The sequence below is a fragment of the Clostridium sp. MD294 genome, from assembly GCF_000364165.2.
Taxonomy (GTDB): domain Bacteria; phylum Bacillota; class Clostridia; order Lachnospirales; family Anaerotignaceae; genus Coprocola.
This window is the reverse complement of record NZ_CP097810.1, coordinates 1,964,177-1,983,696: the sequence shown is the minus strand read 5'-3', so window position 1 is coordinate 1,983,696 and position 19,520 is coordinate 1,964,177. Positions and strand designations below refer to the sequence as shown.

The window sequence follows — 19,520 nt, the reverse complement described above, 5'->3', positions numbered from 1 at the left end:
GCTCCTTTCTAACTATTTTTTATGTGCCTTTATTTGACTACGATTTCTTCTATTATAATTAAAACGCCTATTTTCTTCCATATTTCTTTTTTCTTGTTCTTTCAATTTTTGTTTTAATTCTTCTGCTAATTTTGTTTGTTCTTCTAATTTTATTTGTAATTGTTGTAATTCTGAAAACTCATTTTTTTCATCTAATTTTTGTTGTAATTCCAAAAATTCTTTTTGTTTTTGTTCTAATTCTGTTTTTTGTGTTAATTGTTGCTGTAAATCTTGTGTGTTTCTTTTTTCTTGCTCTAATTGCAAATTCAAATCAAATAATTTATGTTCTAATTCTTTTTGTTTATTCTCCCAAACAGATTGATTTTTGTGCTCATCTATATTCATTTGTTTTTCTTTTTCTAATTTGCTTTTCAAATCTTCCGCTTTTTTTGTTTGTTCTTCTAATTGTAAACGAATATCATAAAGTTGTTGTTTATATTGTTTGTTTTGTTCTAACTCTTTTTGTAATTGTTCTGATTTTGTTTTTTCCTGTTCTAATTGTGCTATAACAGTATGTAATTTTTCTTTTTCGTTTTCTACTTCTTCTGTTTGTTTTTGTTCAATTTGTTCTAACTCTTTTTGTAATTGTTCTGATTTTGTTTTTTCTTGTTCTAATTGTGCTATAACAGTATGTAATTTTTCTTTTTCGTTTTCTACTTCTTCTGTTTGTTTTTGTTCAATTTGTTCTAATTTTTTTTGTAACTGTTCTGATTTTGTTTTCTCTTGTTCTAATTGTGCTATAACAGTATGTAATTTTTCTTTTTCGTTTTCTGATTGTTCTACTTGTTTTTGTTCATTTTGTGCTAATTCTCTTTGTAACTGTTCTGATTTTGTTTTCTCTTGTTCTAATTCTATTGTTAAACTTTGAAGTATAGAAGAAGCCTCTTTTTGTTTTTTCTCCCAAATTGCCTGCCTTTCAAATTCTCTTTGTTCTAATTGAGAAGTTTCTTCTATTTTTTGCTGTAAATGTTGTGTCTGTTTTTTTTCACTTTCTAAAAGTAATATCAAGCTATCTAATTCTTGATTATATTGTCTTTCTTTTTCTTCCCATGCTGTAACATGATTTTGTTCATTTAATTCGTTATTTGCTAACTCTAACTGTTGTTGATATGTATTTTTTTGTTGTTCTATTTCTTGTAGCTTTTCTTTGCTCTCATTCCATTGTTGCCTTATATTTTCTAATGCTTCTTCACATTGTTTTAACCTTTCCTTTGTTTCAGACAGTTGTTTTTGTTCTGTTTCCAGTTTATCAAACTGTGATTGTTTTTGTACTAGTGTTTCTTTTGCTTGTTTATATTGTTCCTCTGTCTGCTGCTTTTCTTTTTTTAACGTTTCTAAATTCTGTTTACATTTTTTCAATTCATCAGAAATATTTTGATATTTTTGTTTTTCCTCTAATAGTAGCTCTTCTTTTTGTTTTAATTTATTTTGATTTTCTACAATAGCATTTCTTGCTGCTTCTAAAAGTTTCTTTAACTCTTTCATTTGTTTATTTCTTGTTTCTTCTAATGCTCTTCTTCGTTCTGTATCTGTTAGCTGTTTTGTTAATACAGCATTTTTTTCTCTTTCTTTAAAAAAATCATCTGCAACATTAATAGATGTCAACACATGAGTCATTCTAACATCAGCAGCTATATGAGGACTAAGCCCTTTTACTTCTTGTATTTTAACGTTGATATAATCAGCCACTTGTTTAATATGTTCTTCTGTTTCTTCTCCTACTAATGTAAACGGCTTATCATCAACAATAATTTTCACTCTGTTTTTTGGCAAAAAAACCCCTCCTAAAATCCTTTTATGGACTTATTACATTTCATTATATCATACTTTTTTATATATGGAATACCATTTCTTTTTACATAAAACATATAGAAATGATACAAAAAAAGAAAAGAAAAATACAATGATAGAGTTTAATATAAATTTATAAAATATGGAATGTATACCTACTTTAAACCAATGTTCATTACAAGAATATAATACATAACAATGCCCTAAAAAAATATAAAAACTACTTGCATCTATTGCTTTAAAAATGGAAAGAAACCATTTTGAAGCTTTTTGTGTAATAACATATGAAATATGGTAAAATGCAAATATACCACTAATAGAAAATAAACAAGTAAAAATTCTCCAATTTCTGTAAATAATTCCTTCTATAGTTGAAGCATAAGAATGTGTAATATGCCAATAGACAAAAAAAAGAAAAAATACATAAATTAAAATGTTATATTTTTGTATTTTATTTTTAAAGAATTCTAAATTTTCTGCCATACTACAACCCAATACAAAATAAATAAAATATGTCATAAAAAACCTGTCATCATATGGAACATAAATATACTTCAAATAAACATATTGTATAATTGTAGAAACTATAATAACATATATTAATTTATATTTTCTTACAAAATACAAAAATATACCAAATAATAAATAAAATTGAAAAATGATTGTCACAAAATAAAATGGTGATATTAAATCCCCCATTATAAAACTAAAAATATGTTGTTGTATTGTTTTTTCTGTCATAAATTCAAGCGATGTTAAAAATCTATAGTAAATTATATACCAAAAAATATAAGGAATTAATATTTTTAAAAATCTTTTTTTCATAAAATAGAGAAAATGAAAAGGCTTTTGTTTATAAGAATATGTTAATTTTAATCCACTTAAAAATACAAATCCTGGTACTACAAAAGAAAGTGCTTTATTAAACATAAAAAACACTTTATGTTGCCAACTTCCTATTATTAATTTTGTTACTCCCTCTGAAGATGTATGTATTAACACCACAAAGCAACATAAAAATGATGTTAACAAAAATAGTTCTGTTAATTTTTGCTTTTTTTCCAAAAAAATCCCTCTTTCATACCTAATTTGCTATAAAAATTTATTTATATTTCCAAAATACTTCGTCAATATTATTCAGTATACCGTTTTCTTTAAAAATATACAATATATAGTTTATTTTGTTTTATTTATTTCTCTTTTTTTATAAAATAGAAAAACTGCCACAATTATCTGTGGCAGTTCAAAGTCGGTTTTGATAAAAGGATTTCTATATTTTATTGCTGATTTCTTACATATTCAGCACCTTTTGCAAGTGCTTCTTTATTGATAGGAATAAATTTTGCTTTATTTTCGCCAAATACTTTTGTAAATGCGTCTAAAATAGCTTGTTCTGATACTGTTTTATCAACTTCTAACAAAGCACCTAATAAAATAATATTTGCTAATTTAGGATTGCCTAAATCTTTTGCGATTTCATTTGCTGGAACATAAAATGCTTTTACATCTGTACGTTCTACTTTTGATTCTATCAAACTGGAATTTAATATAATTGTTCCACCTGCACCAACGATTTCCACAAATTTGTCATAAGATGGTTGGTTCATAACGATAGAAGCTGTAGCACCTGCTGTAATCACTGGAGAACCTACTGGTTCATCAGATACAACGATGGAGCAGTTTGCTGTACCACCACGCATCTCAGGACCGTAAGAAGGACACCATGAAACTTCTTTTCCCTCAAGCATGCCAGCATAAGCAAGTAATTTGCCCATACTTAAAACACCTTGACCACCGAAACCTGCACAACATACTCTTTGTGTACTCATATTATTTTCCCTCCCCTGTAAGATCCTTAAATACGCCAAGAGGATAGTAAGGAATCATTTTTTCTTTAACATATTCCATTGCTTTTACTGGTGTTAATCCCCAGTTTGTAGGACAGCTTGAAACAACTTCTACAAATCCAAAGCCAAGACCTTCTTTTTGTACTTTTAATGCTTTCATAATTGCTTTTTTAGTTTGTGCTACCTGTCCAGGTGTTGTTACACTAACTCTTTCTATATAAGCAGGACCATCTAATGTTGCAAGCATTTCACTTACTCTAATAGGGTTACCCTGTACATTTACATCTCTACCTTTTTTTGCTGTTGTTGCTTTCATGCCTGGTAATGTTGTAGGAGCCATCTGACCACCTGTCATACCATAAATACCGTTATTGATGAAAATAGTTGTAACTTTTTCACCTCTAGCTGCTGCATGAACAATTTCACAAGTACCGATGGAAGCTAAGTCACCATCACCTTGATATGTAATTACTATTTTGCTAGGGTCTACTCTTTTAATACCAGTTGCAGTAGCAGGAGCTCTACCATGGGCACATTGAATTGCATCAAAGTTAAAATATTTATTTGCCATAACAGCACAACCTACAGGTACACAAGCAATAGCGTTTCCTGTTTCACCCATTTCTTCCAAACATTCTGCCAGTAATTTATGTACTATACCATGAGCACAGCCAGGGCAATAATGTAATTTCACATCTGTTAAAGCTTTAGATTTTTCATATACGACTGACATTATTTGTCACCTCCCATTACAGACTTACCAAATTCAACAACTTCTTCTGGTGTCAATATAATACCACCAGTTCTGCCATAGAATACAACTTTATCTACATCATTACAAGCAAGTTTTACATCATCTGCCATTTGTCCCATGCTCATTTCAACATCAAGATATTTCTTAATGCTTTCTCTTTTAAATGCGTTTACTGGGAATGGATATAATGTTTTTGGACGAATTAAACCAACTTTATAACCTGCTGCTCTTAATGTATCCACAGAAGATTTTACAATTCTGGAAGAAGTACCATAGGAAACGAAAGCATATTCTGCATCGTCCATGCAATATTCTTCCCAAGATTGCTCATCTTTTTCGATAACATCATATTTTTTCTGTAATGCAATATTGTGATTTTCGCAGTCTTCAGCGTCCATGTTTAAGTTTACAATCATGTGTTTTTCGCCTGTACCTTTACCTTTTAATGCCCAAGCATCTTTTGAAGGTAAAGATTTTATAGGAGAATAATTAAATTCAACTGGTTCCATCATTTGACCAATCAAACCATCAGAAAGAATAATAACTGGAGTTCTATAAAAATCAGCTAAATCGAAAGCATTCATAACCATATCTACTGCTTCTTGTACAGAAGCCGGTGCTAAAACGATATTATGATAGTCACCATTAGAACCACCTTTTACACACATATGATAGTCTGCTTGACCTGGTTGAATTGTACCAAGACCTGGGCCTCCACGCATCATATTTACAATAACTGCTGGCAAATCAGCATTTGTAATATAACCAATACCTTCTTGTTTTAAAGCGAGTCCTGGAGAAGAGGAACTTGTTAATACTCTCGCACCTGCTGCTGCTGCACCATATACCATATTAATTGCTGCTAATTCACTTTCTGCCTGAACGAAAGTACCACCTACTTTTGGTAATTCATCAGATAAATACTCTGGCAATTCACTTTGTGGTGTAATAGGATAGCCAAAAAAGAATTTACAACCTGCTTCGATAGCCGCCTTTCCAATCGCTTCATTGCCTTTCATCAATACCTTTGCCATATTAAAATCCTCCTCCCTTAATCTATTTTTTCCACTGTAATCGCTGAGTCTGGACACATTCTTGCACAACTCGTACAAGCGATACAGTCATCATTTACTACTTCTGCTGGGTTATAACCTGCTTCATTAATTCTTGTTTCTGATAATTTGAGTACTTTTTTTGGACAAACAGAAACACACAATTCACAGCCCTTACAGTAGTTCTCGTCAATCGTTACTTTACCTTTTGCCATTTTTGATACACCTCCATTATTTTTGCCTACATCCAATCTTTTCTCATATAAAACTTCAGAGGAAAAAGCTTTCCACCTAAATCATCAGGTAAATTCTTTGTATCTTTTATAACTTCTTCCACATAGGTTGTATATTTGATCGGTACTCCAGAAAGCTTACTAGCTTCTTTGAGTATTTTATCTCCCATTGTAATATCTTCTGCTGTTGTTTCACGGATAAGATTTGTATTATTTATAAATCCCGTTATTTGCAAGCCAGAAGCATCTTCAATGCTTTTCATTTCCCTTAAAATACCTTCTGGGGACGAGGTATCTGGTCTATTTACATTAACCACCATAAGGAAATCTGTTTCTGCACTATCCAAGAGAGGTTTTAATCTACCAAGTACCATTGTACCTACATCATTGCCACCTAAATCAACAACATATTTTGTTGATTTATCTCTTACAGGAGATGCGATTGCTGCAACTGCAGGAATATCTACACTATCTCCTTCCAAGTTAGAAGAAATTACATGAATACCCATTTCTTCTAATTGTTTTTTTCTCTCTCTGGAACGAAAATATACATTTACAATATCCAAATCACCTAGGGTGACTTTGGGAGAAATCTCACTTAATTTCATAGCATAATTTACAGCAAATTCTGTTTTGCCACTGCCATAATGCCCTGTAATTATGGTTACTCTTTTATCATTGTATACCATAAATACTACCTCCTAATTATACTATTTCAATAAAAAATGATTTTTATACTTTTGTAAAAATTGTACATTCATACACTTTTACTTATCAAACTTGCATAATATAAAAATCAATTACTGTATCTATTTTAATACATTTTTATATAATTTCTTGTTTCTGTTTGTATTATAACTCAACTTGCACAATAATGCAATAATTTTTATAATATTTTTTTGTTTTTTTTAAAAAAATACAAAACATTTATAATCATATATTATAACTTATGATTTATTTTTATTATATTATTTGTATATTTTTGTGTATTTTATTAGAATTTTGCCAAAAATAGCCTTTTATTGTTTGACAAGCTTGTTCTTTTTTTATATTATTGCATTACAGTGTTTGTTAATAAAAAAACAGTTATTTCATGGCTTGTATACACTAAGAAATAACTGTCTTACTTTTTATTTTTATTATTGTTGTCTAACAACAATAATATCTTTATTTTATTTTTATAACATATTTTTATTTATATTCTACATATTTTTTATTATTTTAAAACCTATTATATATTGAATAAAAGTTCACCATAAGTTGGAAATGGCCAAATATCTTCATCTACAAGCATCTCTAACTTGTCTGCTGGCTTTCTTAATTCTTCCATTGCTTTGGCTACATGGTCACGATAAAATATAGCCTGTTCTTGATTAGAACATTGTAAATGATGTGCTTTTTCCGTTTCTTGTTCTAATATTTTTAAATTTTTATAAAATAACTTTATATTTTCTGTAATATCACATAATAATTGTTCTTCTATACTAATATCGCCTTCTACTTCTTTTACAGCACTTAAAGACTGTGCTATACTACTTTTATACTTTACAATTACTGGCAATATTTGTTTTGATGCAATATCTATCATTGTTTTTGCTTCAATATTTATTTGTTTGATATAGGACTCATAATGTATTTCTGCTCGAGATTGCAATTCTAAACGGCTTAATACTTTATGACGTTCAAATGTTTCTACTGTAGTATCGTATGTTAGTGCTGGAATTGCATCTACCATTGTAGGCAAATTAGGTAATCCTCTTTTTTCTGCTTCTTCAATCCATTCTTCAGAATATCCATTACCATTAAATATCACTCTTTTATGTTCTACATATGTTTTATGAATTAAATCATGTACTGTTGCTGTAAAATCTTCCGCCTTTTCCAATATATCAGCAAATTCTTTCAAAACGTCTGCCACTACTGTATTTAATATAAAATTAGGGCCAGAAATAGAACCAGAAGATGGCACCATACGAAACTCAAATTTATTCCCTGTAAAAGCAAAAGGAGATGTTCTATTTCTATCAGTAGCATCTTTTTTAAGTATAGGTAATGTATTTACACCAACTTTCATTTTGCCCCCTTGTATACTAGAAGTTGCTTCTCCATGTTCTATTTGCTCAAAAATATCTGTTAACTGGTCGCCTAAAAATATAGAAACAATCGCTGGAGGAGCTTCTCCTGCACCTAATCTATGGTCATTTCCTGGATTAGAAGCAGAATGACGAATTAATGCTGCGTGCAAATCAACCGCTTTAATTATAGCTACTAAAAACAATAAAAATTGTGCATTTTCATGAGGTGTTTTACCAGGGTCTAATAAATTTTGTCCATCATCTGTACCTATAGACCAGTTATTATGCTTTCCACTTCCATTTACCCCTGCAAATGGTTTTTCATGTAACAAACAAGCAAGACCATGATGACTTGCAATTCTTTTCATTGATTTCATAACAAGCTGATTGTGGTCAGTAGCAATATTGCAAGTATCATAAATTAAAGCTAGCTCATGCTGTGCTGGTGCAACTTCATTGTGCTGTGTTTTTGCGGAAACACCCATTTTCCATAGTTCAATATTTAATTCATTCATAAATTTTGCAATTCTTTCTTTAATACTACCAAAATAATGGTCATCTAATTCTTGTCCTTTTGGAGGAGCTGCACCAAACAATGTTCTTCCTGTAAATATTAAATCTTTTCTTTTTTTATATAATTCTCTATCTATTAAAAAATATTCTTGTTCTGCTCCCGCATAAATATTGATTTTTTTAGAAGTCGTATTTCCGAAAAGACGTAATACTCTTAAAGCTTGTTTGTTAATTGCTTCTACAGAACGAAGCAAAGGTGTTTTTTTGTCTAATGCCTCCCCTGTGTAAGAACAAAATGCCGTTGGAATACAAAGTGTTACACCCGCAGAGTCCTCTCTTAAAAATGCAGGAGAAGTACAATCCCATGCTGTATAACCTCTTGCTTCAAATGTTGCTCTTAATCCTCCAGAAGGGAAAGAAGAAGCATCAGACTCTCCTTTTATTAACTCTTTTCCAGAAAATTCTGTAATTGCCTTTCCATTATTTACTGTTAAAAAAGAGTCATGCTTTTCTGCTGTAATACCTGTCATAGGCTGAAACCAATGTGTAAAATGAGTTGCTCCTCTTTCCATCGCCCAGTCTTTCATAGCATTTGCTACTACTTCTGCAACAGAAGCATTTAATTCTGCACCTTCTTCAATAGTATGCTGCAGCTCTGTATAAATTCTTTTAGGTAAGTGTTCTCTCATTTGTGCATCATTGAATACATTTGTACCATAAAGCTCTACTATAGAAATTTTTTCCTGCATATATCTTCATCCTCCCCGGCTTTTATATTGTCTTATATAAGTAAAATTACTTATATATTTGACTTTATCTATTTTACAGATATTAACATAAAAATACAATACTAATATGTAACAAAAAACCGCCTTTTTAGAGGCGGTTTTTTGCTGTGTGTATGTATGTGTTTTATGCAGATAGAAAATCATCTGCGAGGGGAAGCAATGTCATAGGTGTTACATTTCCTCGTGCCATTTTTTGTATCAGTTCCACAACACGACTTTCTGATGTAGATAAACTTGCAATTTGTTCTTTTTCAATAAGTTGTTCTTGTTTATATTTTGTAATTTCTATACCATAAATAGCATCTTCTGTTCCCTTTGTTTTCTTTTTTAATAGCCAATAATACAAAAGATGCTCTTGACCTGTTTCATCAATTATTTTTTTGCAAAAAGTCAATATACGTTCCATGTTTCTCTCCTTTATATTTAGAGTATTTATTTTCTGAAGTATATTATATAGACTTTTCACATAAAATACCACTAAAATATTATTACAAAATAGTACAAATTACAACAAATTAGATAATATACGACAGTATATTACACTATTTTGTGAAATATACTGTTGTACAAAGTAATAATTTGTCAAAATATTTTATTAAAATATCTTTTTATTACTATATTTTATATTTTTGCAATCTATTTTCCATTTCTTGTTGTGCATATATTTCTAAATATACCCCTTCTGCTCTATGTTGTTCTACAACAATTTCACATTTTCCATGTATCATATTTAAAAGACTACCTTCTGTATAAGGTAAAAAAACTTTCATTGCTATACGAAAACTTTTTAATAATGTTTCTATTTTTTCAAGCATACTATCTAAACCTTGTTTAGTTTTAGCAGAAATTGCCACTTTATCTCTTGCAATATTATCAATAGGCAAAGGTGTTTGTACATTTTTATCTATTTTGTTATATACTGTTATCACTGGTGTTGTTTCACAATGCAGTCCTTTTAATGTTTGATACACTATGTTCATTTGTTCCTGTCTATTTTCATTGGAAGCATCTACTACGTGAATTAAAATATCTGCAAAATTTAATTCTTCTAATGTAGCACGAAATGCTTGTATCAAATGATGAGGTAATTTTTGTATAAAACCTACAGTGTCTGTAAGTAATATTTCAGTACCATTAGGTAATTTTACTTTTCTAGTAGTAGTATCTAATGTAGCAAAAAGTTTATCTTCTGCTAATACGCCTGCATCTGTAAGTGTGTTAATTAAAGTAGATTTTCCCGCATTTGTATACCCTACCAATGATAATAATGGTGTTCCTTTTTTATTTCTTTGATTTCTTAAAAGCTGTCTATGTGTTTGAATTTGATTTAACTCTTGATTTAATTCTCCAATTCTGTCTTTAATGTGACGACGATTTGTTTCTAATTTTGTTTCTCCTGGTCCTCTTGTACCAATACCTCCTCCTAAACGTGACATAGATGCACCAATACCTGCAAGTCTTGATAATCTATATTTTAGCTGTGCTAATTCTACTTGTATTTTTCCCTCTTTTGACATAGCACGAGAAGCAAAAATGTCTAATATCACCATTGTTCTATCCATAATTTTAGTTTGAAGCATTTGCTCCAAATTTTTCATTTGAGCAGGTGACAATTCATCATCACAAACAATACCAGAAGCATCATAAGTTTGTATCATCATTTTAATTTCTTCAATTTTTCCTTTACCTATATAATGGCCTGAATGTATCCTTTCTCTTTTTTGCACAACTGTTGCTACTGTAACAGCACCAGCTGTTTTTACTAGTTCTTCTAGCTCATTTAAACAAGCTTCTGTATCCATCGTCGTATTATTTTCTAAATCTACAGCTACTAATATCACTCTTTCTTTTGTTTGTTCTGATATATGAAGTTGTGTTTGTTTTGCCATATTATTTTTCACTCCTATAATTTTGTACAAAATTAGCGTTCCGATAAACTCGGCACGCTAATTAGTTTTTGTTACTACTGTTAAAATTCAAATTCTACATCAGAAAGTCTTCTTTTAATTTCTTCCATAACCTGTCTTTCTTCCTGTTCACCATATGCTAAAAATGTTACTGTCATTCTAACACAATGTTCTACATCGTCCCATGGTACTGTAGAAATACATTTTTCTCTGATAAGATATTGACTAAAGTCCTCTCCTGTTTTAAATCTTTCTCCTCCTTTTATTCCTTTTGGTACTTTAAAATAAAGATAAAATGATGCTTTTGGTTTTACTACATCAAAGCCTAAACTCGTTAATGTTTCTACAAGCATATCATGTCTGCGGGAATATTTTTTATTTGTTTCTTCTGTAATTTCTGTATGTTCCATAGCATATTTACCAGCTAATTGTATCGCTGCAAATTGTCCAGAGTCATTATTATCTTTTACTGTTGCAAATGCTTTTATGGCAAGAGCATTTCCTACTACAAAAGCCATTCTCCAACCTGTCATATTAAAAGCTTTACTCAAAGAATGAACTTCTATACAAACATCTTTTGCTCCTTCTAAAGAAAGTATACTTAATGGCTTTGTGCCATCAAATGTTAATGCTGCATAAGCTGCATCTTGTACTATTAGTATACTATTTTTTTTAGCAAATGCAATGACCTCTTTAAAAAATTTTTCTGTAGCAAAAGCTCCTGTTGGATTATTAGGATAATTGATATAGAGAAGTTTTGCTTTTTTTGCAATATCTTTAGGAATGGCTTTTAAATCAGGCAAATAGCTATTTTCTTTTTTCAAAGGTATATTATAAACTTCTCCTCCTAGCCACTGTGTCATAGTACCCATAACAGGATATCCTGGTACTGTCATAAGTGTTACATCTCCCGGATTGATAAAACATTGTGCCATCATAGCAAGAGCAGGTTTAGAACCAATAGCATGACAAATTTCTGTTTCTGGGTCAATTCCTTCTACATGATATACTTTTTTCATATATTCTGCTGCTGCTTGCTGAAATTCTAATATGCCATTGTCTGTATATCCTCTGTTTTCCCATACTGCTGCTTGCTCTGCTAATGTTTTAATAACACCTTCATCTGCCATAGCATCAGGTTCTCCTACGCCTAAATCAATCATAGCCATTTCAGGGTGTTCCTGTTCAGCAAGACGTCTTGCTCTTTTTATTTTTTCAAATTTATAAATTACTGTATCCTTTCCGAATTTTTTTCCTCCCAATCTTTCCGCAATCAAATTTTGAATATAACTTTCTTTCATAATAAAATTCCTCCTTCTTTTTTTCGTAAGTATATGTATACAAAATCATATGATTTTGGTTGTTGTTTTATTTTAGCCATACACCATCAAAACAAAATCTTGCTTCTCCTGTCATATAAATATGATTGTTTTGCTCATTCCATTGAATATGCAATGTACCACCTAAAAGTATCACATCAGCTTCTCTTTTACAGATACCATTTTTTGCTGTTGCTACAACTGTAGCACAAGCGCCTGTTCCGCAAGCCATTGTTTCTCCTGAACCTCTTTCCCACACTCTCATTTTTAAATGGGTATCATCTATTATTTGTACAAATTCAATATTTGCTTTATTAGGAAAAAACGGATTACTTTCTAATACACTTCCATATTTTTGTACATTAAAATTGTCTGTATTTTCTACATAAGTAACTGCATGAGGATTTCCCATAGATACACAGGTCATTTCAAATGTTTTATCATTTGCTGACAACACCTCTTTTTGTACAAATTCTCTATCACTCATAGTAGGTATTTTTTTCCCTTCAAATATAGGCTCTCCCATATCTACCGTAACTGTATCTACTATACCATTTTTAATATGTAATTGTAAATATTTTATACCTGCTAATGTACTAAGAGAAATATTTGTTTTATTTGTTAAACCTTTGTCGTATACAAATTTTCCAACGCATCTACTGGCATTACCACACATTTCTCCCTCTGAGCCATCAGCATTAAACATTCTCATTCTAAAATCAGCTTCTTCACTTGGCATTATCATAACTATGCCATCTGCTCCTACACCAAAATGTCTTTCACTCATTGTTATTGCTAATTGTTGTGGATTTGTTACTGTTTCTTCAAAACAGTTAATATAAATATAGTCATTTCCGCAGCCTTCCATTTTTGTAAATTTCAAAAAAAACACTCCCTTTTTATGTAACTTTTTATCCTATGCGGGGCAGTATTGCCCCTAAAAATATTATCGTGATGATGTTGACGATATGCCTTTATAAAATGTTAATGCGTATATTCCTGCTAATCCTACTACTGCAAATATAATTCTTGCAATCCAGAAAAAAGCACCGCCAAATATAGATGTCACTAAATCAAACCCAAAAAATCCTATTAGTCCCCAGTTTAATGCACCTATGATAACTAATGTTAATACTATCCAGTTGATATTTTTCATAGATACAACCTCCTTTAGAAAATAATAAATAAATGAAGCGGTTTTCCGCACAATTATATTCTCCAAAGTTATTCAATTTTATTAGAAAGTATTTTCCAGTGCTTTTTCTAAACAAACATTTTTAATATTTCCTACAATAGAAATACTCATATTTTGTTTTACAAATATTTTTTCTATTACATTTTGTATGTCTTCTGCTGTTATTTTTTCAATTTGTTGTAATATTTCCTCTGTATCTTGTACAAATCCTCTTAAAAGCACAGAAGCACCTGAAGCAGTCATCAAATTTACTGTACTTTCCTGTCCTATAATAAAATTGCTAATCATTTGTTCTTTTGTTACATCAATTAGTTTTTGAGAAAGTTTATTCTGTTTTAGCATTTTAATTTCCTCAAATATCAATTCTATTACTTTTTCTGTTTGATTAGGGTTCATACCAGCATAAATAGCAAATAAACCACTGTCTACATAAGCAGAAGTATAACTATATATAGTATATGTCAAACCATTTTCTTCTCTTACCTTTTGGAATAAGCGAGAGCTCATGCCTCCCCCAAATATTGTATTAAATACTGCCAAGGCATATTTTTGAGGGTGGTCTCTTTCTAATGCTGGAAAAGCTATACATAAATGTACTTGTTCAATATCTTTTTCTTTTTTTACAATATCAGGTGTATATATTGTTTTGGTATCATAATATACAAAATCACTTTTTCTTTTCCACTGTCCTAATGTTTTATTTAATTTTGAAAACATTTCTTCTGTATCAAAATGTCCTGCTACAGAAATAACTGTATTTTCTGTATGATAACGACTTTCAAAAAAATCTTTCATATTTTCTGTATGAAATTTTGAAATACTTTCTACAGTACCTAATATAGGTTGACCTAAACTACTGTCTTTCCAAATTGCTTCTTGTAAACTATCATGTACTAATTCTTCTGGTGCATCTTCATACATATTGATTTCTTCTATTATGACATTTCTTTCTTTTTCAATATCTTTTTGTGCAAAACGAGAATGCAAAAACATATCACTTATGACATCTAATGCTCTGTCAAAATGTTTATCTAACACTCTTGTATGATAACAAGTGTATTCTTTTGTGGTATAAGCATTGATTTGTCCTCCAACAGCGTCCATTTCTTCTGCAATTTGCTTTGCTGTTCTGTTTTCTGTTCCTTTAAAAAGCATATGTTCTATAAAATGGGACATACCATTATATTCTGATTGTTCATTGCGAGAACCATTTTTTACCCATATACCAAATGAAATACTTCTTACATAATCAATTTCTTCCAACACTACTCTAACACCATTATCTAATTTTTTTATAATCACCATAATACACTATTCTCCCATCAAAACGAATTAGCATTAGCATAGGCATTTTTTTAATATTTATACATAATAATAGGACTGCAACAATAGACAGTAATACTCTGTCATTTTGTGTACAGCCCTATCGTTGTTATGTCACTATCTATTATTTATCTGCATCTTTTACAGAAAGATTTAATCTACCTTGACTATCTATTTCAAGTAATTTTACTCTTACCGCATCTCCTACAGAAACAACATCTTCTACTTTTGCTACTCTTTGTGGAGATAATTTTGAAATATGAACAAGTCCTTCTTTTCCTGGTGCAATCTCAACAAAAGCACCAAATGCCATCAATCTCGTTACAGTTCCTTTATATGTTTTACCTGGTTCTGGTTCCATTACAATACCAGTAATCATTTCAATCGCTTTTTGAATATCATCTGTATTTTTACCTTTTATAAATATTCTGCCATCGTCTTCTGTATCAATTTCACAGTTTGTTTCTTCTATAATTTTTTTAATTACTTTTCCTCTTGTTCCAATCACTTCTGCAATTTTATCCACATCAATAGTCATAGTTGCAATTTTAGGAGCATATGGAGAAAGTTCTTTTCTAGGTTTTGCAATCGCTTTTGTCATAACTTCATCTAATATATAAGCTCTTGCTCTACCTGTTTGTGCAAAAGCCTGTTCAATCATTTCAAATGTCAAGCCTTTTATTTTCATATCCATTTGAATTGCTGTAATACCTTTATGTGTTCCTGCCACTTTAAAGTCCATATCTCCAAAGAAGTCTTCTAATCCTTGAATGTCTGTAATTTCTATAAAATCGTCATCTGTTTCTCCTGTTACAAGACCAACAGAAATACCTGCTACAGGACGTTTAATAGGCACGCCTGCTGCCATAAGAGATAATGTTGAACCACATATACTTGCCTGGGAAGTAGAGCCATTAGAACTCAATATATCAGAAACTAATCTAATTGCATATGGAAATTCTTCTTCACTTGGAATAACTGGTAACAATGCTCTTTCTGCTAAAGCACCATGTCCAATTTCACGACGTCCTGGCCCTCTGGAAGATTTTGCTTCCCCTACAGAAAATCCAGGGAAATTATAGTGATGAATATATCTTTTATAAGTTTCTGTTTCATCTAATCCATCTAACTTTTGCATTTCTGCAATTGCACCTAATGTTGTAACAGTTAGTGCTTGTGTTTGTCCTCTTGAGAATAAAGCAGAGCCATGTACTCTTGGTAAAACATCCACTTCTGCAGAAAGAGGTCTTATTTCTTCAATGCCACGACCGTCAGGACGTTTATGCTCTCTCAATATCATTCTTCTTACTGTATTTTTTTCAAATTTATATATTGTTTCATCAATTAATGTAACAATATCTGTTTCTTCTCCTACTTCTTCTATCAATTTTTCTGTAAGATTTTCATTGACTTCTTCTGTAATTGCTTTTATTTTGGCATCTCTATCTTGTTTCTTTTCTGCATAAACTGCTTCTTCCATACGAGCATCTGTAATATATTCACGAATGATATTATATACGTTTTCTGGAATAATATGTTCTTCATAAGGTGCTTTTTCTTTTCCTTCTTTTTCAACAATTTCTTCTATCCATTTTACAATTTTTCCATTTTCTTCATGTGCAAGACGAATTGCTTTCATCATTAAATCATCTGGAATTTCATAAGCTCCTGCTTCTATCATCATTACTTTATCTTTTTTAGAAGATACTGTTAATGATAAAAGTGTTGTTTCTTTTTGTTCTGCTGTAGGATTGACAACAAGCTCCCCATCACAATAACCAATATTAACAGAACCTACAGGGTCAGTAAATGGTATATCAGAAATATTTAATGCCAAAGCTGCACCAATCATAGCAGTTACCTCTGGTGAACAGTCTTGGTCTACCGCCATTACTGTAGCGACAATGCTAACATCATTTCTATAATCTTTTGGAAAAAGGGGTCTCATAGGTCTATCAATACACCTAGAAGTCAATATTGCTTTTTCAGAAGGTCTTCCTTCTCTTTTAATAAATCCTCCTGGTATTTTTCCCACAGAGTAAAGTCTTTCTTCATAATCAATACTCAATGGAAAAAAGTCAATACCTTCTCTTGGTTTTTCAGATGCAGTTGCTGTTACTAATACAACAGTTTCTCCATAGCGAAGTAATACAGCACCATTTGCTAATTCTGCTACTCTGCCAATTTCAGCAGTCAATGTTCTGCCTGCTAATTCCATAGTATAGCTTCTATACATAAAAAATCTCCTTTACATAAATCTTTTTTCGCACTATAGACCTTCAGCTTTATTAACATAAAACACAATATGTTTGCAAAGCTGGAAATCTATAGTGACGCTTTTTGTTTTGATAATAGAATAGAGAGGAAAAATTCTCCTCTCTACTCTTGTTATTTTTTACTTTCTTAATCCTAAATTACTAATCAATTCACGATATTTTTCAATATCATTATCTTTTAAGTAATTCAAAAGACCACGTCTTTGACCAACCATTTTCAAAAGACCACGTCTAGAATGATGGTCTTTTTTATGTGTTTTTAAGTGGTCTGTTAACAATGTAATTCTTGCTGTTAACAACGCAATCTGTACTTCTGGTGAACCTGTATCAGATGGTGTTCTTCCATACTTTTGTATAATTTCTTGTTTGTTAATTGCTGGCATAATAAAAAGCCTCCTTAAAATAATAATAATATTTCGTATCCCCAAACGCTAAGTAAATGGTCGGAGCTTCCAAATACTGGGCATTGGTTTTACAGCCTCTTTAGTGTATCACATTTTTTAATGCTTGACAAGTCTGTTTGTATAAATATCACTGTTTTTCACGCCAAAAATCATATTCTTTAGAAGCAAAATATTTTTTTGCACTTTCTGCATCTCTTTCCATTTGCTCTCTTAATGCTTCTACAGAAGGAAATTTCTGTTCTTCTCTTATAAATTTAAAAAAATAGGTTTGTATTGTTTCTCCATAAACCATTTTTTTAAAATCAAAAAGATATGTTTCTACTACTTTTGTTGTTCCATCAACTGTAGGATTTCTACCAATATTTGTTACACCATAATATAGTTTGCCATCATGAAGCGTTTGCGTAGCATAAACACCATTAGGTGGAAACAATTTTTTAGTATGTGCTTTAATATTGACAGTAGGAAATCCTATTGTTCTGCCTAATTTTTTCCCTTGTGCTACTTCTCCTAATATAAAATAAGGAGAGATTAACATACGATTTGCTTCTTCTAAATTTTTATCTTTTAAACATTGGCGTATTCTTGTGCTGCTTACTCTATCTCCTTCAAATAATACAGAAGGTACATAAATTACTTTTACACCTCTTTGCTCCCCTAGAACTTTTAAAAGTTCATAATCTCCAGATTGATTTTTTCCAAATTTGTAATTTTCTCCTACAATAAGCACTTTACAATTTAATTGTTCAAATATCAAATTACAAGCAAATTCTTCAGGTGTCATAGAGGAAAATTCTTTATTAAAAGGATATTCAATATAAATATCTACTCCCATTTTTTTCATCATATATTCTTTTTCAGAAGGTGCCATAACAAGTGCAAAATCTGGCTTTCTTCCAAATACAAACATAGGGTGAGGAGAAAAAGACAATACAACGCTTTTTAAATCTTCTTCTTTTGCAAACTGTTTTGTCAAACGAATTAAAGCTCTATGTCCCATATGCAAGCCGTCAAAATTGCCTATTGTAACTGCTGTAGGCTGTTGCTGTGTAATATTTGTATCTGTTATATGTTTCATGATTGACTCCTTTAAAGTAATATTTTTAAAGGCTTCATACATAGCCCATTTTTTTCTGTTATGATTTCATATATACCAATTAGTGTATTATTACTGTCATATCCTATCACAATTTGTCCTTTTGTAATATTTCCTTTTATTTTTTCAAAAAAAGCTTCATAAATTTTATTTCCATTGTACAATAGTATATTTGCCTTTTGAGATACTACAATACTGTTATATTTTTCTAACACAGTATTCAAAGGAAGTAATGCTTTTTGTAACTGATTTTTTTCTGCTAATTCTTTTAATTGTTCCAATGTAATAGCAGTGTCTAATGAAAACATACCCGAAGAAGTTCTCAAAAGAGAACTCATATATGCACCACAACCTAATTTTTCGCCAATATCTGCACAAAGTGTTCTAATATAAGTTCCTTTTGAACAAACAACATCTATTTCAAATTGGTCAGGTGGCATAAATTTCGTAATATGAATATCAAATATTGTAATCTCTCTTTGTTTTCTTTCTATTTCTTTTCCTTCTCTTGCCAATTCATATAATTTTTTACCATTTACTTTAATTGCAGAATACATAGGAGGCGTTTGATAATAAGTACCTAAAAAAGATTGTACTACTTGTTCTATTTTCTGTTGTTCAAATATAACTTCTTTTTTTTGTAATATTTCACCAGAAGCATCTTGTGTTGTTGTAGTTATGCCCAATACTACAACAGCTCTATAACTTTTTTTGCCATTCATAATATAATCAGCTAATTTTGTACCTTTTCCTACGCAAATAGGCAAAACGCCTTCTGCATCAGGGTCTAATGTGCCTGTATGTCCTACTTTTTTTTGTTGTATTATTTTACGCACTACTGCAACAACATCATGAGATGTAAATCCCTTTTGTTTATAAATATTGAAAATACCGTCCATACTATTCCC

General features: G+C 30.7%; 18 protein-coding genes. All 18 read right to left on the bottom strand.

Translation table 11 applies throughout. The annotated features are described in order from the left end of the window. Positions 1-12: 12 nt before the first annotated feature. On the bottom strand, positions 13-1,812 hold the full coding sequence (locus C820_RS10095) for a cell division protein ZapA (RefSeq protein ID WP_162213036.1): 1,800 nt from the start codon (positions 1,810-1,812) through the stop codon (positions 13-15). A gap of 48 nt (positions 1,813-1,860) precedes the next feature. Beyond that, positions 1,861-2,895 carry an acyltransferase family protein gene (locus C820_RS10090; RefSeq protein WP_004034234.1) on the bottom strand — a complete coding sequence of 345 codons (1,035 nt, stop codon included), beginning with the start codon at positions 2,893-2,895 and terminating at the stop codon, positions 1,861-1,863. A 212-nt stretch (positions 2,896-3,107) separates the two neighbouring features. Continuing rightward, positions 3,108-3,659: a 2-oxoacid:ferredoxin oxidoreductase subunit gamma family protein gene (locus tag C820_RS10085; protein ID WP_004034236.1), complete on the bottom strand. Its 552-nt coding sequence runs from the start codon at positions 3,657-3,659 to the stop codon at positions 3,108-3,110. A gap of 1 nt (position 3,660) precedes the next feature. Continuing rightward, the gene (locus tag C820_RS10080; protein ID WP_004034237.1) at positions 3,661-4,410 is read right to left on the bottom strand and encodes a thiamine pyrophosphate-dependent enzyme; all 750 of its coding nucleotides are present in this window, start codon (positions 4,408-4,410) and stop codon (positions 3,661-3,663) included. Then, positions 4,410-5,465, bottom strand: a complete 1,056-nt coding sequence (locus C820_RS10075) for a 3-methyl-2-oxobutanoate dehydrogenase subunit VorB (protein WP_004034238.1) — start codon at positions 5,463-5,465, stop codon at positions 4,410-4,412. The genes C820_RS10080 and C820_RS10075 overlap by 1 nt, the downstream gene beginning before the upstream one ends. Positions 5,466-5,482: 17 nt before the next feature. Continuing rightward, positions 5,483-5,698, bottom strand: a complete 216-nt coding sequence (locus C820_RS10070; RefSeq protein WP_004034245.1) for a 4Fe-4S dicluster domain-containing protein — start codon at positions 5,696-5,698, stop codon at positions 5,483-5,485. A 26-nt stretch (positions 5,699-5,724) separates the two neighbouring features. After that, complete coding sequence (locus tag C820_RS10065; RefSeq protein WP_004034246.1) at positions 5,725-6,405, bottom strand: hypothetical protein; 681 nt, start codon at positions 6,403-6,405, stop codon at positions 5,725-5,727. Positions 6,406-6,947: 542 nt separating this feature from the next. Continuing rightward, positions 6,948-9,053 carry a glutamine synthetase III family protein gene (locus C820_RS10060; RefSeq protein WP_004034247.1) on the bottom strand — a complete coding sequence of 702 codons (2,106 nt, stop codon included), beginning with the start codon at positions 9,051-9,053 and terminating at the stop codon, positions 6,948-6,950. A gap of 163 nt (positions 9,054-9,216) precedes the next feature. Beyond that, a complete protein-coding gene (locus C820_RS10055; RefSeq protein ID WP_004034249.1) occupies positions 9,217-9,498 on the bottom strand; it encodes a DUF6514 family protein in 282 nt (93 codons plus the stop codon). Positions 9,499-9,706: 208 nt separating this feature from the next. After that, positions 9,707-10,981 carry a GTPase HflX gene (gene hflX, locus C820_RS10050; RefSeq protein WP_004034251.1) on the bottom strand — a complete coding sequence of 425 codons (1,275 nt, stop codon included), beginning with the start codon at positions 10,979-10,981 and terminating at the stop codon, positions 9,707-9,709. An 80-nt stretch (positions 10,982-11,061) separates the two neighbouring features. After that, positions 11,062-12,300 carry an LL-diaminopimelate aminotransferase gene (locus tag C820_RS10045; protein ID WP_004034253.1) on the bottom strand — a complete coding sequence of 413 codons (1,239 nt, stop codon included), beginning with the start codon at positions 12,298-12,300 and terminating at the stop codon, positions 11,062-11,064. A gap of 67 nt (positions 12,301-12,367) precedes the next feature. Then, entirely contained in the window at positions 12,368-13,201 is an 834-nt protein-coding gene (gene dapF / locus C820_RS10040; RefSeq protein WP_004034255.1) for a diaminopimelate epimerase, read from the bottom strand. Positions 13,202-13,264: 63 nt separating this feature from the next. Next, entirely contained in the window at positions 13,265-13,474 is a 210-nt protein-coding gene (locus C820_RS10035) for a DUF378 domain-containing protein (RefSeq protein WP_004034257.1), read from the bottom strand. A gap of 81 nt (positions 13,475-13,555) precedes the next feature. Beyond that, positions 13,556-14,818: a M16 family metallopeptidase gene (locus C820_RS10030; RefSeq protein WP_004034259.1), complete on the bottom strand. Its 1,263-nt coding sequence runs from the start codon at positions 14,816-14,818 to the stop codon at positions 13,556-13,558. Positions 14,819-14,960: 142 nt separating this feature from the next. Beyond that, positions 14,961-17,072 carry a polyribonucleotide nucleotidyltransferase gene (locus tag C820_RS10025; protein WP_004034261.1) on the bottom strand — a complete coding sequence of 704 codons (2,112 nt, stop codon included), beginning with the start codon at positions 17,070-17,072 and terminating at the stop codon, positions 14,961-14,963. A gap of 159 nt (positions 17,073-17,231) precedes the next feature. Further along, positions 17,232-17,495, bottom strand: coding sequence for a 30S ribosomal protein S15 (rpsO, locus tag C820_RS10020; protein WP_004034263.1), 264 nt, complete (start codon positions 17,493-17,495; stop codon positions 17,232-17,234). A gap of 148 nt (positions 17,496-17,643) precedes the next feature. Next, positions 17,644-18,594: a bifunctional riboflavin kinase/FAD synthetase gene (locus C820_RS10015; RefSeq protein WP_004034265.1), complete on the bottom strand. Its 951-nt coding sequence runs from the start codon at positions 18,592-18,594 to the stop codon at positions 17,644-17,646. 11 nt (positions 18,595-18,605) lie between these two features. After that, positions 18,606-19,511: a tRNA pseudouridine(55) synthase TruB gene (gene truB / locus C820_RS10010; protein WP_004034267.1), complete on the bottom strand. Its 906-nt coding sequence runs from the start codon at positions 19,509-19,511 to the stop codon at positions 18,606-18,608. Between the last annotated feature and the right edge of the window lie 9 nt (positions 19,512-19,520).

Excerpts from the sequence above, each read along its gene's own strand:
- C820_RS10085 (WP_004034236.1), bottom strand. The coding sequence starts at position 3,659 with ATGAGTACACAAAGAGTATGTTGTGCAGGTTTCGGTGGTCAAGGTGTT.
- C820_RS10080 (WP_004034237.1), bottom strand. The coding sequence starts at position 4,410 with ATGTCAGTCGTATATGAAAAATCTAAAGCTTTAACAGATGTGAAATTA.
- C820_RS10075 (WP_004034238.1), bottom strand. The coding sequence starts at position 5,465 with ATGGCAAAGGTATTGATGAAAGGCAATGAAGCGATTGGAAAGGCGGCT.
- C820_RS10070 (WP_004034245.1), bottom strand. The coding sequence starts at position 5,698 with ATGGCAAAAGGTAAAGTAACGATTGACGAGAACTACTGTAAGGGCTGT.
- C820_RS10065 (WP_004034246.1), bottom strand. The coding sequence starts at position 6,405 with ATGGTATACAATGATAAAAGAGTAACCATAATTACAGGGCATTATGGC.
- C820_RS10060 (WP_004034247.1), bottom strand. The coding sequence starts at position 9,053 with ATGCAGGAAAAAATTTCTATAGTAGAGCTTTATGGTACAAATGTATTC.
- C820_RS10055 (WP_004034249.1), bottom strand. The coding sequence starts at position 9,498 with ATGGAACGTATATTGACTTTTTGCAAAAAAATAATTGATGAAACAGGT.
- hflX (WP_004034251.1), bottom strand. The coding sequence starts at position 10,981 with ATGGCAAAACAAACACAACTTCATATATCAGAACAAACAAAAGAAAGA.
- C820_RS10045 (WP_004034253.1), bottom strand. The coding sequence starts at position 12,300 with ATGAAAGAAAGTTATATTCAAAATTTGATTGCGGAAAGATTGGGAGGA.
- C820_RS10035 (WP_004034257.1), bottom strand. The coding sequence starts at position 13,474 with ATGAAAAATATCAACTGGATAGTATTAACATTAGTTATCATAGGTGCA.
- C820_RS10030 (WP_004034259.1), bottom strand. The coding sequence starts at position 14,818 with ATGGTGATTATAAAAAAATTAGATAATGGTGTTAGAGTAGTGTTGGAA.
- C820_RS10025 (WP_004034261.1), bottom strand. The coding sequence starts at position 17,072 with ATGTATAGAAGCTATACTATGGAATTAGCAGGCAGAACATTGACTGCT.
- rpsO (WP_004034263.1), bottom strand. The coding sequence starts at position 17,495 with ATGCCAGCAATTAACAAACAAGAAATTATACAAAAGTATGGAAGAACA.
- C820_RS10015 (WP_004034265.1), bottom strand. The coding sequence starts at position 18,594 with ATGAAACATATAACAGATACAAATATTACACAGCAACAGCCTACAGCA.
- truB (WP_004034267.1), bottom strand. The coding sequence starts at position 19,511 with ATGGACGGTATTTTCAATATTTATAAACAAAAGGGATTTACATCTCAT.